11 protein-coding genes are annotated in these 14,872 nt (G+C 35.9%); 8 read left to right on the forward strand and 3 right to left on the reverse strand.

Annotated elements, in window-relative coordinates:
* The first annotated feature begins 121 nt into the window (after positions 1–121).
* The 3 genes from QM491_RS10375 (at position 122) to QM491_RS10385 (ending at position 5,222) form a co-directional block, all read left to right on the forward strand.
* Positions 122–2,554 carry a zinc-dependent metalloprotease gene (locus QM491_RS10375; RefSeq protein ID WP_283327424.1) on the forward strand — a complete coding sequence of 811 codons (2,433 nt, stop codon included), beginning with the start codon at positions 122–124 and terminating at the stop codon, positions 2,552–2,554.
* Between the two features lie 344 nt (positions 2,555–2,898).
* A complete protein-coding gene (locus QM491_RS10380) occupies positions 2,899–3,639 on the forward strand; it encodes a DUF6515 family protein (protein WP_283327425.1) in 741 nt (246 codons plus the stop codon).
* Positions 3,640–3,950: 311 nt separating this feature from the next.
* Positions 3,951–5,222 (forward strand): sterol desaturase family protein, encoded by a 1,272-nt coding sequence (locus tag QM491_RS10385; RefSeq protein WP_283327426.1) that lies wholly within the window; start codon positions 3,951–3,953, stop codon positions 5,220–5,222.
* Between the two features lie 68 nt (positions 5,223–5,290).
* On the opposite strand, the gene QM491_RS10390 is transcribed toward QM491_RS10385, so the two are convergent.
* Positions 5,291–6,589 (reverse strand): acetyl-CoA hydrolase/transferase family protein, encoded by a 1,299-nt coding sequence (locus QM491_RS10390; protein ID WP_283327427.1) that lies wholly within the window; start codon positions 6,587–6,589, stop codon positions 5,291–5,293.
* A 213-nt stretch (positions 6,590–6,802) separates the two neighbouring features.
* Here QM491_RS10390 and QM491_RS10395 point away from each other — a divergent pair, with 213 nt between their 5' ends.
* On the forward strand, positions 6,803–7,027 hold the full coding sequence (locus QM491_RS10395) for a hypothetical protein (protein ID WP_095162737.1): 225 nt from the start codon (positions 6,803–6,805) through the stop codon (positions 7,025–7,027).
* A gap of 3 nt (positions 7,028–7,030) precedes the next feature.
* Positions 7,031–8,128 carry a serine hydrolase domain-containing protein gene (locus QM491_RS10400; RefSeq protein ID WP_283327428.1) on the forward strand — a complete coding sequence of 366 codons (1,098 nt, stop codon included), beginning with the start codon at positions 7,031–7,033 and terminating at the stop codon, positions 8,126–8,128.
* A gap of 4 nt (positions 8,129–8,132) precedes the next feature.
* Here the strand turns inward: QM491_RS10400 and QM491_RS10405 are convergent, their stop codons facing one another.
* A complete protein-coding gene (locus QM491_RS10405) occupies positions 8,133–8,978 on the reverse strand; it encodes an AraC family transcriptional regulator (RefSeq protein ID WP_283327429.1) in 846 nt (281 codons plus the stop codon).
* A gap of 298 nt (positions 8,979–9,276) precedes the next feature.
* On the opposite strand from QM491_RS10405, the gene QM491_RS10410 reads away from it, so the two are divergent.
* From QM491_RS10410 to QM491_RS10420, 3 genes are all read left to right on the forward strand, one after another.
* Complete coding sequence (locus tag QM491_RS10410; protein ID WP_283327430.1) at positions 9,277–10,539, forward strand: MFS transporter; 1,263 nt, start codon at positions 9,277–9,279, stop codon at positions 10,537–10,539.
* A 27-nt stretch (positions 10,540–10,566) separates the two neighbouring features.
* The gene (gene treF / locus QM491_RS10415) at positions 10,567–12,069 is read left to right on the forward strand and encodes an alpha,alpha-trehalase TreF (protein ID WP_283327431.1); all 1,503 of its coding nucleotides are present in this window, start codon (positions 10,567–10,569) and stop codon (positions 12,067–12,069) included.
* A gap of 242 nt (positions 12,070–12,311) precedes the next feature.
* Positions 12,312–13,265, forward strand: a complete 954-nt coding sequence (locus tag QM491_RS10420) for a hypothetical protein (protein WP_283327432.1) — start codon at positions 12,312–12,314, stop codon at positions 13,263–13,265.
* A 910-nt stretch (positions 13,266–14,175) separates the two neighbouring features.
* On the opposite strand, the gene trmD is transcribed toward QM491_RS10420, so the two are convergent.
* Positions 14,176–14,862 carry a tRNA (guanosine(37)-N1)-methyltransferase TrmD gene (gene trmD / locus QM491_RS10425; protein WP_283327433.1) on the reverse strand — a complete coding sequence of 229 codons (687 nt, stop codon included), beginning with the start codon at positions 14,860–14,862 and terminating at the stop codon, positions 14,176–14,178.
* Positions 14,863–14,872: the final 10 nt, after the last annotated feature.

Below are 14,872 nucleotides of genomic sequence, written 5' to 3' on the forward strand. Positions count from 1 at the left end.
TGAATTCTTATGCTGGCTGTTTATATTTACTCAAATGAATTTTTTCAAGAACGCCACTTCGCTAAAACATTCATTTGGTCATTACCTGCTAAATTGTATTTTTCAACAAACTACCTTTCGCATGAAAAAAATTTCACTATTGAGTATTTTATTGTTTCTAGTAAGTTTTACTTATTCGTCTCTTGCTCAAAAACTTCCGAGTATCTCCGAAAAAACCAAAGGTCTTAAGAAATATGAAGGCTTCTTACCTTTTTATTGGGATGAAGATGCAGGAAAAATCTGGTTACAAATCGACAAGTTCGATAAAGAATTTTTGTATTATTCTTCGTTGCCTGCTGGATTAGGTTCTAATGATATTGGCTTAGACCGTGGATTATTAGGCGATGAAAAAGTAGTATTTTTCCAGAAAATAGGTCGTAAAATTCTGCTTACGCAACCAAACTACAAGTATCGTGCGCTAACCAATGATGCTAACGAAAAACGTGCCGTGCAGCAATCATTTGCTTCATCAACTATTTGGGGATTCGTGGCAGAAGCAGAAGAAGATGGAAAAGTTTTGGTTGATGCCACAGATTTCTTAATGAGCGATGTTACGGGTATTGCCGACCGTATAAAAGGAATGAAGCAAGGGAGTTATTCTCTTGACAAATCTCGTTCTGCGATGTATTTGACCAATACAAAAAACTTCCCTCTCAACTCTGAATTTGAAGTTACCATGACTTTTGTAGGTGGAGAAGATGCAGGAGAGTTTGTTCGCTCGGTTGCCCCAAGCCAAGAAGCATTGACATTACGTGTGCACCATAGTTTTTTGCAATTGCCTGATTCAGACTATAAGCCAAGAGTATTTGATCCTCGCTCAAGCTTCAATGCTATTTCTTATTTCGATTATTCGACGCCTGTATCTGAGCCCATCGACAAGTATTATATCGTTCGTCATAGATTAAAGAAAAAAGACCCGAAAGCTAAAGTTTCAGAAGCGGTTGAACCCATCATTTATTATCTCGACAACGGTACGCCAGAACCCATTCGTTCTGCCTTGATGGAAGGTGCACAATGGTGGAATCAAGCGTATGAGGCGGCTGGTTACAAAAATGCCTTCCAAGTTAAATTATTGCCAGACGATGCCGACCCAATGGATGCACGTTATAATGTCATCAACTGGGTACACCGTAGCACTCGTGGCTGGTCTTATGGTGCTTCTATTATCGACCCACGTACAGGTGAAATTATCAAAGGTCATGTAACATTAGGCTCATTGCGTGTTCGTCAGGATTATTTGATTGCACAAGGTTTGTTATCTCCATTTGAAAAGGGTGAAAAACTCGACCCTGAAAAAGACCCAATGCTCAAAATGGCATTGACTCGTTTGAAGCAATTAGCTGCGCATGAAGTAGGACATACCTTAGGTTTGATGCACAACTACTCGGCAAGTATCAACAACAGAGCTTCGGTAATGGATTATCCTCACCCAACAGTCAAACTCAATAGCAAAGGAGAAGTAGACCTTTCTGATGCTTATGCTTTGGGTATCGGTGATTGGGATAAATATTCTATTACGTTTGGGTACCAAGATTTTCCTCAAGGTACAGACGAAAAGACGGCTTTGAACAAAATTATTGATGAGGCAAATACGAAAGGATTATTGTTCTTGACAGATATTGACGCTCGTCCAGCAGGAAGCCATAGCCCTACGGCTCACCTTTGGGATAATGGTAAAAACCCAGTTGATGAATTAAACAATACCTTGGCTGTTCGTCAAAAAGCCTTGAGTTCTTTCGGAGAAAATACCATTCGTAAAGGCATGCCAATGTCTCATTTAGAAGATGTTTTGGTGCCAATTTACAATTACCACCGCTATCAAGTCGAGGCAGCTGCCAAAATTATTGGTTCAGTAGATTATCGCTATGCTTTGCGTGGTGACGGACAAAAGCCAAATACTTTGGTTAGTAAAGAAACACAGCAAAAAGCGTTGGATGCCGTATTACAGACTCTTTCATCCGAAACCTTGACAATTCCTGAATCTATCATCCAATTGATTCCTGCACGTCCTGCTGGTTATTGGCCAAATCGTGAACTGTTTAAAAAACGTACAGGTCGTGCTTTTGACCCATTGGCAGCAGCAGAATCAGCAGCAGATTTTCCACTTCAATTCTTACTACAGCCTGAACGTGCTAGTCGTATGGTCGAATACGAAGCAAGATATAGTAGTTTGGGATTGGAAGAAATGTTAAATCAATTAGTTGAAAAAACTTGGAAAGCGCCCAAAACCACAGGTTTGGCTCGTAAAGTACAATTTCAAACCGAACAAATCGTATTAACGCATTTGTTGGCATTGAGTGTAAACGAAGCCGCTAATTATCAAGTGCGTGCGGTTTGTGGCAAAGCTATCAAAGATTTGAAAGCCTATATCGAGTCTCAGAAGAATACAAAAGAAAGTGACTATGCTGCTCACTTGGATTACGCTGTTGAAAGAATGAAAAATCCTTCTGCTGCAAAAGTAGCTACTCATAAAGAAATGGCTCCTGGTGCTCCAATTGGTTGTGATGAAGAATAAGGTTAATAAATACTGAGTATTAAATTAAAGTGCTGAATCACTAAATCTCATTCAGCACTTTTATATAAATTTTAGCTTAGTAACTAGGCTATTTTCCCATAATTACCCAAGCTCTGACAGAAATGTTAGGGCTTTTTCTTTACCCAAATAATCATATTCAAAACTTATATTTTACCCATAGACTCCGCTGAGTGCAGAAAATTCTCTTTTTGTTAATGATTGTTAATGCTGAGCCATTCACTAAACCCTAGGCTTTTTGACATATCAAAGTGACAAAATACAGCGTTAGAGAGCTAAATATCTCAAAATTAAAACAAGTAATAATCCATAATTTTTATAAAGCCATGACTCCAAACTTTGTTAAAATTGTAAAACCTACAGTAGGTAAGCAATCTATCTTAAAACCTATTCTTACTTTTGTTTTAACTGGTGCATTGATGAGCACCTTGGCTACAGCTCAAGCACAACGTGGTCATGAAGATCGTCGTGATTCTGATTATCGCTACGACAAAAAAGATCGTGACAATCGTGGAAATGATAGACGTGACGATAACCGCCGAAACGACAATCGTCGCGATGAATATCGTCGCGATGAATATCGTAGAGATGACCGTCGTGGACCAGACCGTGTGGTTGTAGTTGACCGTGCCCGTCCAAACTGGCAATATGCTAATATTCCTAGTCGCAATGCACATTACAACGCATTGCCTACAGGTCATTTGAGTATTAACTTTGGTGGTATTCGATTTGCTTATCATCAAGGGGTATTTTACAAACCATACAATTCAGAATACGTAGTATGTCAAGCGCCAGTTGGGATTCGTGTCAATGTATTACCAAGAGATTACCGTAGAGTCGTAATCAGAAATGTTGACTATTACTATTATAATGGAACTTACTATCGTCCTTATGGTAATGAGTACGCTACCGTAGCCCCTCCGATCGGTGCGTTGGTGGAGAGTATTCCTGGTGGATACGAAAAACTCATGATTAACGGTGAAACCTATTATGTAGTAGATGGCATTCAGTACAGAGCAGTTTTAAACCGTGGCGAAATCTGGTACGAAGTAATCAAAATTATGTAATAGTGATGCTGTAGGTGTATGTAGTAGGCAAAAAAGTTCTAAAGAAGCCCAAACATTCAAGTAATCGTGCAAAATAAAATTTAAGTGATGGTGAAAACAGAGTGTTGAAAATTGAAATCTTACATTCATAACTCTGCATTAATACTTTATATAACGAGGCAGTCTTTCGAGACTGCCTTTTTTATTTCTCTAAATCTCATTTTTTCCAACAATCCAATAAGTAGTAAAATATTATGAAAAACTTTAACTATTCTATAAATTAGCGTTTATTCACTAAACATTGTTCATCAACGTCCTAACAGATAATAATTATGGAAAGGTATGGTCAGATTTTGAATATCGCAATGCCCATTTTTTTATTGTTGGTATTATTAGAAAAGACTTATGGCTGGCTCAAATATAAAGATACTTTCAAGCCAATGGATATGCTTTCGAGTCTAAGTTCGGGATATACAAACATTATTAAAGATGTTTTGGGAGTTAGTATTTCCATTATTACCTATGAATGGATGGTAAAACATTGGGCTATCTATCATCTAGAATCCACTTGGGCGATTTATATTACAGCTTTTATTGCCTTAGATTTTACAGGGTATTGGGGACATAGATTGAGCCATCAGATCAATTTTCTGTGGAATCAACACCTGATTCACCATAGTAGTGAGGAGTTTAATTTGGCTTGTGCTTTACGTCAAAGTATCTCGACATTTATCAATTTCTTCACCATATTTCTATTGCCAGCCGCACTTTTGGGGGTGCCAAGTATTGTGATTGCCACAGTAGCGCCTTTACATTTGTTTGCTCAATTTTGGTATCATACGACCTATATTAATCGTATGGGATGGATAGAATATATTTTGGTAACGCCTTCTCATCACCGAGTTCATCACTCAATCAATCCTGAATACATTGATAAAAACCATTCGCAGATTTTTATTTTTTGGGATAAAATGTTTGATACTTTTCAGGAAGAATTACCCTCTGTTCCATGCGTTTATGGCATTACTGTTCCCGTTCGGACTTGGAATCCCATCAAAATCAATTTTCATCATATCTGGATTTTGATACAAGATGCTTGGCATACAAAAAATTGGATAGATAAAGCCAGAATTTGGTTTATGCCTACAGGCTGGCGCCCTGAAGATGTAAGAGACAAGTATCCATTAAACAAAATTGAAGATGTTTATCATTTTCAAAAATATACTCCTGAGACTTCTAGTAAATTAATTACTTGGTCTTTTATTCAATTCTTTTTCACCTTTGCTCTAATTGTATATTTCTTTGGACATTTGGCACAAATAGGCTCGCCTTTGATTTTTGTGTACGGAGGTTTTATTTTTCTAAGTGTGTATGCTTATACCGAAATGATGGATTTGAATCCACATTCTTTTTGGTACGAATCGTTCAAGAATATTATCGGACTAGGATTAATCGCCTATTTAGGAGATTGGTTTGATATGAATCAACACTGGACAGGAGTAGGATATTTTGTAGGTATTTATTTCGTATTATCTACCGTAATTACGGCTTACTTGGTATATTCAGAGAAAAAAGTTTTTCAGCAAAAAATCTACGCTAACTAGCTTTCAGATTTTGTCTATCAGCTTTCAGGTAAAGAGACTTTACTCGAAAGCTGATAGACAATAACCTACTAAACATACATATATACTCCTTGAGAATATTGATGTTTAAAACGTTCAAAAGCCTCTTGCTCCAAACGTTCCTGATGGTCGGGATGAGCCACTTTAATTAACTCTTTAGCTCTTTCCACCAAATTCTTTCCGTATAAATAAGCAATACCAAATTCGGTAACAACATAATGTACGTGAGCACGGGTAGTCACTACGCCTGCACCCTCTTTCAAATGTGAGACAATTTTGGATTCTCCGTCCTTTGTACCTGCTGCCATGGCAATTATAGGTTTTCCTCCTTCTGATAAACCTGCCCCACGCATAAAATCCATCTGTCCACCCACGCCAGAGTACATTCTGTAACCAATACTATCCGCGCAGATTTGTCCTGTAATATCAATTTCGATAGCGCTGTTAATAGCAGTAACTTTAGGATTTTGACGAATAATGGCAGTATCATTTACATAATCAACTGGTAACATATTAATCAAAGGATTATCATCCACAAAATCATACAGCTTTTGAGTACCACAAAGGAAAGTCGACACAATTTTTCCTTGATGCTTTTTCTTAAAACGACCTGTAATAACCCCTTTTTCAACTAATGGAATGATGCCATCCGAAAACATTTCGGTGTGAATTCCTAAATCTTTATGATTCTCTAAAGCTGCCAATACAGCGTTAGGAATACTCCCAATACCCATTTGAAGTGTTGCGCCATCCTCCACTAAAGAAGCCACATTATTTCCAATTCTTTGTTCAATATCCGACGGTGTCCCCCACGTTACCTGATGTAGCGGTTGGTCAAAAGGCACCAAATAATCAATTTTGCTCACATGAATTTGACTATCGCCTAAGGTTCTAGGCATAAAGCGATTGACTTGCGCAATGACAATTTTGGCAGATTCGAGCGCTGCTAAAGTTGCATCAAGAGATGTCCCTAATGAACAAAATCCATTTTTATCAGGCGTTGAAACCGTGATAAGAGCTACATCTAGATTGATTATTTTTTGACGAAATAATCGAGGAATTTCAGACAAGAAAACGGGGATATAACTACCACGTCCTTCGGCAATAGCTTTACGAACATTTTTACCGATGAAGAACGCATTGGTATGAAAAATCCCTTCAAATTCTGGTCTCGTATAGGGTGCATCGCCTTCGGTATGTAGATGATATATTTCAACATTTTGGAGGTGATCGGCCAACTTCACCATTTCTTGAAGCAGGTGTTGTGGCGCTCCTGCCACACTATGCACATAAACTTTATCACCAGATTTAATAACTTTGAGAGCGTGTTCAGCAGATGTAATCGACATAAGTATGTAATTTTGAGGTTGGGATAGAAATTAATTTTGTGACGGCAAGTTGGAGGAATAGTTTGGTCTTCAGAATGACTTTGGTCATTTAAAATACCTTTTTCTATCAGCTATTTTTTGTACAATTCCGATATTTATTTTACCTAACAGCTTAATTTTGAACCTATTCGCTAATTTATTATCAATAAATAACCAAGAAACCGTAAATTTGACATGGAAACCAACTACATGCCCTTACATATCACTCGCCTTTGGAAGAATATTGCTGGTCAAGGTTCAAGAAGAAAAAGGAATCGTTTTAGGGAAATGTATAAACTTCATTTGGGAATCACTTCTGATGAATACTTCTACCAAATCATGCGTGGAGAAGTAAAAATTCCAGAACCCGATATTCAATATTGTGAAACTTTAATTCGAAATATTAAACAACAGCGATAGCCTATGAGATTCATTCTACTTCTATGTTTTTTATTTACTCAAAATATCTTGGGTCAATCTTTAAAAAAAAGTTTGGATTCTACCATTTCGAAACACTTTGAAGGAAAAGAAGTGGGGGGGGCATTCTTGATTATTGAAAACAATAAAGTGCTTTATGAAAAAGGATTTGGTTTGGCTGATTTATCTCAAAAACTCGCCAATACACCTTTTACCAATTTTCGACTAGCTTCGATGTCAAAACAGTTTACAGCTGGAGCCATTGTTTTATTAGAAAAAAAAGGCTTGATAAGTTATGAGGACAAACTCAGTAAATTTTTTCCGCAATTTGATGGAGTAGTTTCTAATCGTATCAAAATCAAACACCTTCTTACTCATAGTTCTGGTATTTTAGATTATGAAAGTTTAATTCCTCCCAATCGTCAAATGCAAATTAAAGATGCAGACGTGGTGAGTTTATTGGCGACAGAAAACAAACTTTACTTTGAGCCTGGTACAGAATTTAGATATAGCAATTCTGGTTTTTGTTTATTGGCACAAATTATTGAAGTGACGACTGGAATTCCTTTTGATTTATTTGTTACAGAAAATATTTTCAAACCTCTCAAGCTCAAAAATACCTATTACTATAATGTTCATTCCAAAATGCCTCTTCGTGCGTTGGGATACGCCCTCAACCCAAGCAATCAAGTGATAGGTGCCGACCAAAGCGTCACAAGTGCTACCAAAGGTGATGGTTGTATTTATACCAACTTAAGAGATTTTCAACTTTGGAATGAATCTTTGGTCAATAATACCCTATTTAATTTATTTGAAGAACTACAAAAAGTACAAAGCAATACTATTCCCAATAGCCCTTTAAAATATGGTTTAGGTTGGTTTTTTACACAACAAGATAAAAATTGGGAACTCTATCATTCGGGTAGTACTTCAGGCTTTAGTAATGGTGTACTCTGGTTACCTCAGAAAAAATTTCTGATGGTATATCTAACTAATTTGGCTGACAATCATGTTATTGAAGAAAAAATTATGCAAGTCCTTAAAGTTCATAAAGTTTTAAACTACACCTTTGATTTTCGTAAAGCACTTTCTCTCACTAGATAAAAACTTATTTTTGTAATACAAACTGTGAAGGTTGTACATGTTTCAGCTTTTTGAACACACGTCCAAAATAGGATACATTATTAAATCCGCTTTCAAAACAAGCATCGGCTACCGTACGCCCTTCATTGAGTAATTTACAAGCATAATTCACTCTGTATTCATTCACGAAATCGGTAAAAGTTTGATTGAGATTTTTCTTAAAATAATTACAAAAAGCAGGTACAGTCAAATTAGCTAATTCGGCTACTTTTTGAATTTCTATTTCGGCAGTAAAATTTTCTTCAACAAACTGATATATTTTACGTAATCGTAACTGGTCTCGCATACCAAAATCGTACCTAGTTTCTCTTTTATTCAATAGTTCAAATTCTTGTGAATTAGCCAAAAACTCTAATAAACTCAACAAATAAACCATACGCTGAAAGGGTGGTATCTCATTTATTTTTCGAAGCTCGTCCGAAACTATCTGTTTGGTTAGTCCTTCAAATTTGATACCTTGCAATCCACGTTCAAATAACTTTTTGATATTTTTCATTTCAGGTTTATGCAAAAACTCCTCTCCTAAAAAATCAGGCATAAACTGTATCACGACTTCCTGATGCTCACCAATTGCACCAAAACCAAAGCCTCCATGGGGTACATTTGAGCCAATCAACACTAAATCCCCTTCCTGATAATAACTTAAATGGTTACCCACATGACGACGACCATTTCCGCCATATACACAAACAATTTCGATTTCGGGATGGTAATGATAGTCCCATGCAAAATCTTCTGCTTTTACTTTTTGATGTAATATTCTGAATGAACTCCCTTCATCTGCCTGTATTCTTTCGTAGCCTGTCTTCATTGGTTTAGTATTAATTTTTACAGAAAATTCATTTTTCATTCTTAAAGCACTCATTACCAAAGCATAATGCAATAATATATCTACTATCAAAGAAGAATATATCCATTCAATAAAACCTAGTTATTCACCATTTCTCAAAATTATATATAAAAATATTAATACAGTACTAATAGTGCGTAATAAAAGAGTAGTTATAGGCTAATTATTCAAGCTAAATTTGTACGTCATTAACCATTTATATAATTTATCTAAGAAAGCGGATTCACAGTCCGCTTTTATTTCTCAATCAAAACGACTAATGGCTCACTGGCGACTCAAACTCTCTCTGTTTATTAACTACTTCTTATTTGCGATGCTACTCAACAGTGTGGGTACGGTAATTTTGCAGGTACAATCTACCTATCAAATTTCCGAATCCTCTGCTGGTATTTTAGAAGCTTTCAAGGATTTGAGTATCGCAATTATGTCATTTGTAATGGCCTCTTTTATTGGTCAATTGGGTTACAAAAAGGCTATGTTATTGGCTTTAGCATTAGTTGCAGGAGCAAGTATTGCGATGCCACTGATGAATACTTTTTGGATGACAAAATTATTATTTGCCACTGTAGGTATTTCATTCGCCTTAATTAAGGTTTCGGTATATGCCACTATTGGTTTGGTGACAAAAGATGAGGGAGAACATATCAGTTTTATGAACTTCATCGAATCTTTTTTCATGATTGGAATTTTACTTGGCAACTTCATTTTTAGCCTTTTTATAGATGATACCAATCCTGAGTTAAGCTCATGGACACAAGTCTATTATTGGTTAGCAGGCTTAGCCATTATTGCTTTTTTGCTATTATATACAACCACGGTTTCCGAAGCAACAAGCAGTGGTTCTCAAAACGAGGCAAGTTCTTTTGGCGAAATGTTTCGATTGGCAATTGTACCTGTGGTATTAGTGTTTGTTGCTAGTGCATTTATCTATGTACTTATCGAACAGAGTATCATGAGTTGGCTACCAACATTTAACAATAAAGTACTTCATTTGCCAGCGACCCTAAGTGTTCAGATGGCGAGTATTCTTACAGCTTCGGCAGCATTGGGACGTTTTTTAGCAGGGATTTTATTAAGAAAATTTCCTTGGTTATTGGTTTTAACTATTTGTATCATAGCAGCAGGTAGCCTCGTGATTTTAGCATTGCCTCTTGCACAAAACTTAGGAAATGAAGCTATCACAGGTTGGGGAAATGCGCCTTTAGTGGCATTTGTTTTTCCACTGATTGGTTTTTTAATAGCACCTATCTATCCTGCTATCAATTCTATTATTCTAAGTACCTTACCACAAAAACAACACGGGCTTATGTCTGGCCTTATTGTAATTTTCTCGGCACTTGGCGGTACAACTGGTTCTTTTATTACTGGACATATCTTCGAGGCCTTTGGAGGTCAGACAGCCTTTTACTTTTCACTTATTCCAATGGGAATACTGATTACATTACTATTTTTCTTCAAACGAATACAAGCACGCTATCAAAGTTCACCCATTGATTTTGGTAAAAGTAGCGGTGGACATTAACCATTTTTTATAAACAATACCTTTAAAATGAATACGCACGCAGAGTATCTAGAGTTAAGTGCGTTCGAAGAGTTATTCGAAGACGTGCAATTAAGTGGGATTTTTCCTGATTCCAAAACTTTTAATGATTGTATTCCTCGGTTCAATAAAGATCAAATTTTAGAAGCATACCGAGACCACAAACTATCGTTACAATTTGATTTAAAACAATTTATTGAGCATAATTTTTTCCTAACCCCTCAAAAAGCAACTGAGTACACTAGTGATTCCGAAAAGCCTATCGAACAACACATAGATGGGCTTTGGTCGGTTCTTACACGACAACCCGACCAAGTGGGAGGGTCTTTAATTCCTTTACCTTACCCTTATATCGTTCCTGGTGGACGTTTTCAAGAGATATACTACTGGGATTCATATTTTACCATGTTAGGACTTTCTGTAAGCGGTCGTTTTGATTTGATAGAAAATATGGTAGATAATTTTTCATTTCTCATCAAAACTTTAGGGCATATTCCGAATGGTAATCGGGCCTACTATATAAGTCGCTCACAACCACCTTTTTTCACCTTAATGGTAGAGCTACTACAAGAAGACTCTCATGACGATTTGTACTTAAAGTATTTGTCTTCTATAGAAAAGGAATATAATTTCTGGATGGAAGGGTTTGACTCTTTGACAAATGAGTGGCAGGCACACCGCCGTGTCGTAAGAGGACCTAAAGGAGCGATTTTGAATCGTTATTATGATGATTTGGACACTCCACGACCAGAAGCTTACAAAGAGGATATCGAAATAGCACATGCCTCTTTTAGAAAATCTTCGGAAGTGTACCGAGATCTCCGTGCTGCCGCCGAGTCTGGTTGGGATTTTAGTAGCAGATGGCTAGCTGATGGAAAGCATTTGGAACAAATCATTACAACTCAAATCATTCCTATTGACTTAAATTGTTTGCTTTATCATATTGAAATAGTTCTTGAACAAACTTATCAAAAATTAGGTGATTTAGAGCAACAAGAAAAATATAGTATTCGAGCTCAAAATCGTAGAAATGCCATTTTGGAATTATGCTGGAACCAAGAAAAACAACTCTTTTTTGATTACAATTTCTATCAACAAACACAAACACAGGTAGAATCTTTGGCAAGTGCTTTTCCACTTTTCTTTAGAATAGCTACTCAAGACCAAGCTTCAGTCATGGCATCTAGTTTGGAAATAAAGTTTTTAAAAGATGGTGGACTTGTAACAACAACTTTACTCACTGGACAGCAATGGGATTCGCCAAATGGTTGGGCTCCACTTCAGTGGATTGCCTACAAAGGTCTTAGAGTGTATAGGTACGATGCTTTAGCATCAAAAATTCGAGAAGCTTGGCTTCGTACCAATCAAAAAGTATATACGCAAACAGGTAAAATGACTGAAAAGTACAATGTCGTAAATACTACATTACTTGGTGGTGGTGGCGAATACCCCAATCAAGATGGTTTTGGTTGGACCAACGGAGTATTCCTAAAACTTCTCAATGACATTTAAAAAGCAAAAGCCTCGTTCTAATCGCGAGGCTTTTGCTTTTTACCGTTTACAAAATTTTCAATAATAGAAAAGTCTATACAACGTTGGTTTAAGAGAAAGATAAATCTTTATAATCAAAGATTTTTGAATAAACATTCTTGTAGTTGTAATCTGAAACCCTTTACAAAATCAAAAACTTTTTGCTTGTTTCTTTGTCAAGAAAGTCACTATTTGCAAATTGGAAAAACTTTAAAACTTTAAAAATGAAAAAAGTACTATTTATTGGTAGTATTTTGCTACTATCTGTAACCACATTCGCTCAGAAAAAGAAAACTCCTAAAAAAGGCAATTCCAAAACCACTGTTGCTGTAGACTCAACCAATTTATTAAATGTAAACCCGCTGAAGCCAAGTCAATCTCAATCGGAAGATTATATCACGGCGAGCCTTATTTCGAAGGATTTGTCTTCGAATAAAAATGGGCAAAAGCAATACTATGACTCTTACAAAATTACGTTACATGCTGGTGAAGAAATGATTATCGAACACCAATCAAGTGATTTTAGAGTTATGTTAGGACTCAAAAGCCCCAACAAGTCAGTCAATACTGAATTTAGTTATGATGCTAATCCTTTTAGTGGAAATAGCTTCAATAAATTTCATTTTACTGCTCCTACAACAGGCACATATACGTTACTAGCTACTTCGATGGACGCTGGTCAGGTAGGACGTTATTCGATTCGAAAAACAATCTATGCTCCCAACGCTCTAGAATCAAAGGTAGATGCAACACTTTCTAAAAACTTTAAAGCTTTGTTAACTTCAAAGAAAGTAAAATTTAAAGATATTTTAGAAGAGAAAATTAAAGTGGCTCGTAAAGAAAAAGCAATGGATAAAGCTACAGGTCAAGATAAATATAATACAAAAGCCGAGCTGATTCCGGGCAAATCTGGGATAGTAGTTCTAGAGAACGAAGGTATGAATGCTAGTTATAAATCCGTTCTCTGGGAGTCGGAAAATGAAGACGAAGTAAAAAGTCAGTTTCAACAATTAGTAAAACAATTCCAGATTTTAACAAGAAGTTGGCTTGAACAGCCATCAACTGATTTAAGTTATAGTGCTTCTACCGACCAAGATATTGTTTCATTGAGTATTAGCACAACAGAAGATAAAAAGAAGAAAAAGAAATTATACCAGCTTAATTTTAGTCTAAACTAGTCATAATAAGCACTTTAAAACTTCTTCAAATGAGCTAAATAAAAAAAGGTAGAAAATTCTACCTTTTTTTATTTATAAGAAATCCAAAATACATAAACAATCGTATATCTGTTAAACAGGAGCTAATAATGATAAATACCATTTTGTTTTGGGTCTGGCTTGCATGGAGTTTACCCATGAGTATCTATAGAAGTCAATTCAGAAAAATAGTTTACCAAGACAATCATTGGAGTATCAATATTAAACCTTACTTTTTAAAAGAGCTAAAGGGATTATTCGGTAATATCTATCCCAACAACCCAGAGTATATTCACAAAAGAAACTTTTATCGATTTTATTTAATGATATATATCATTTTAGGAACAGGGTATTTTTTGAGCAAAACCTAATAAATACAAACAAAAAAGCCCGACACTACGAGCATCGAGCTTTCTGAATTATAATCCTTACTTTGTTTATTTTTAGTACTTTATATAAAAAAATTATATTCCTTGATAAAACAGTGACAGAGCTCATAAAAATGCTGACTCTCTCACTAATTGCTATTATTTACGATGCAATATACTAAATAACTATGAAATAAAAATAATTACCTATAAAATTTCTAGATACACTCTTCTTTATGTTTTTTAAACTATCATAGAAAAATCATGCTACATGCAGAATTATTGGTAGAATATGACATATATCTCTAATTTATACGTCTAAATACACTTATTACTACTCCATATCCTAAAGCTAGAATCAAAAAAACATGCTTCTTGTTAATATTTATCTAATTGACATTAACAAGAAGCTATACAGATAGGTATAATTACGCACGATTGGAGATTGGAAGTCAATTTTATTACTTTTAAGTAACAATGACGTTATATTTATAGCAATAGTCGTGCTAAACTTTTTGGGGTAATTAAAAAACCGAATCATCCAATAAATCAGGGCGACGCTGTTTGGTTCTCTCAATGGCTTGTTCAAAACGCCATTCAATAATTTTTGCTTCATGACCCGACAATAATATTTCTGGAATCTGATGGCCTTCAAATTCTGCTGGTCGAGTATATACTGGAGGAGCTAATAAATTGTCTTGAAATGAATCTGTAAGTGCCGAAGTTTCATCATTCAATACTCCAGGAATCAAGCGAATAATGGCATCAGCACAAACTGCTGCTGCTAATTCACCTCCCGAAAGCACAAAATCACCAATAGAAATCTCCTTAGTTACAAACAAATCTCTCACACGTTGATCAACACCTTTATAATGTCCGCACAGGAAAATCATATTACCTTTTAACGAAAGTGTATTGGCAATACGCTGATTAAAGGGTTCGCCATCGGGTGTCATATAAATTACCTCATCGTAAGTTCTTTGGCTTTGTAAATGACGAATACATCTTGCAATTGGCTCGATACTTAACACCATACCTGCTCCACCCCCAAAAGCATAATCATCTACTTGACGATGCTTACTTAATGAATAATCTCGTAGGTCGTGTAATACCACTTCTACGTGCCCAGCCTCAGCACCTCTTTTGATAATAGAATGAGCAAAAAAGCTTTCCATTAACTTGGGTACAACCGAAATAATATCAATACGCATGATTAGTAAG

Source organism: Flectobacillus longus, assembly GCF_030056705.1.
In the GTDB taxonomy this organism is placed as follows: domain Bacteria; phylum Bacteroidota; class Bacteroidia; order Cytophagales; family Spirosomataceae; genus Flectobacillus; species Flectobacillus longus.

Excerpts from the sequence above, each read along its gene's own strand:
- QM491_RS10375 (WP_283327424.1), top strand. The coding sequence starts at position 122 with ATGAAAAAAATTTCACTATTGAGTATTTTATTGTTTCTAGTAAGTTTT.
- QM491_RS10380 (WP_283327425.1), top strand. The coding sequence starts at position 2,899 with ATGACTCCAAACTTTGTTAAAATTGTAAAACCTACAGTAGGTAAGCAA.
- QM491_RS10385 (WP_283327426.1), top strand. The coding sequence starts at position 3,951 with ATGGAAAGGTATGGTCAGATTTTGAATATCGCAATGCCCATTTTTTTA.
- QM491_RS10390 (WP_283327427.1), bottom strand. The coding sequence starts at position 6,589 with ATGTCGATTACATCTGCTGAACACGCTCTCAAAGTTATTAAATCTGGT.
- QM491_RS10395 (WP_095162737.1), top strand. The coding sequence starts at position 6,803 with ATGGAAACCAACTACATGCCCTTACATATCACTCGCCTTTGGAAGAAT.
- QM491_RS10400 (WP_283327428.1), top strand. The coding sequence starts at position 7,031 with ATGAGATTCATTCTACTTCTATGTTTTTTATTTACTCAAAATATCTTG.
- QM491_RS10405 (WP_283327429.1), bottom strand. The coding sequence starts at position 8,978 with ATGAAGACAGGCTACGAAAGAATACAGGCAGATGAAGGGAGTTCATTC.
- QM491_RS10410 (WP_283327430.1), top strand. The coding sequence starts at position 9,277 with ATGGCTCACTGGCGACTCAAACTCTCTCTGTTTATTAACTACTTCTTA.
- treF (WP_283327431.1), top strand. The coding sequence starts at position 10,567 with ATGAATACGCACGCAGAGTATCTAGAGTTAAGTGCGTTCGAAGAGTTA.
- QM491_RS10420 (WP_283327432.1), top strand. The coding sequence starts at position 12,312 with ATGAAAAAAGTACTATTTATTGGTAGTATTTTGCTACTATCTGTAACC.
- trmD (WP_283327433.1), bottom strand. The coding sequence starts at position 14,862 with ATGCGTATTGATATTATTTCGGTTGTACCCAAGTTAATGGAAAGCTTT.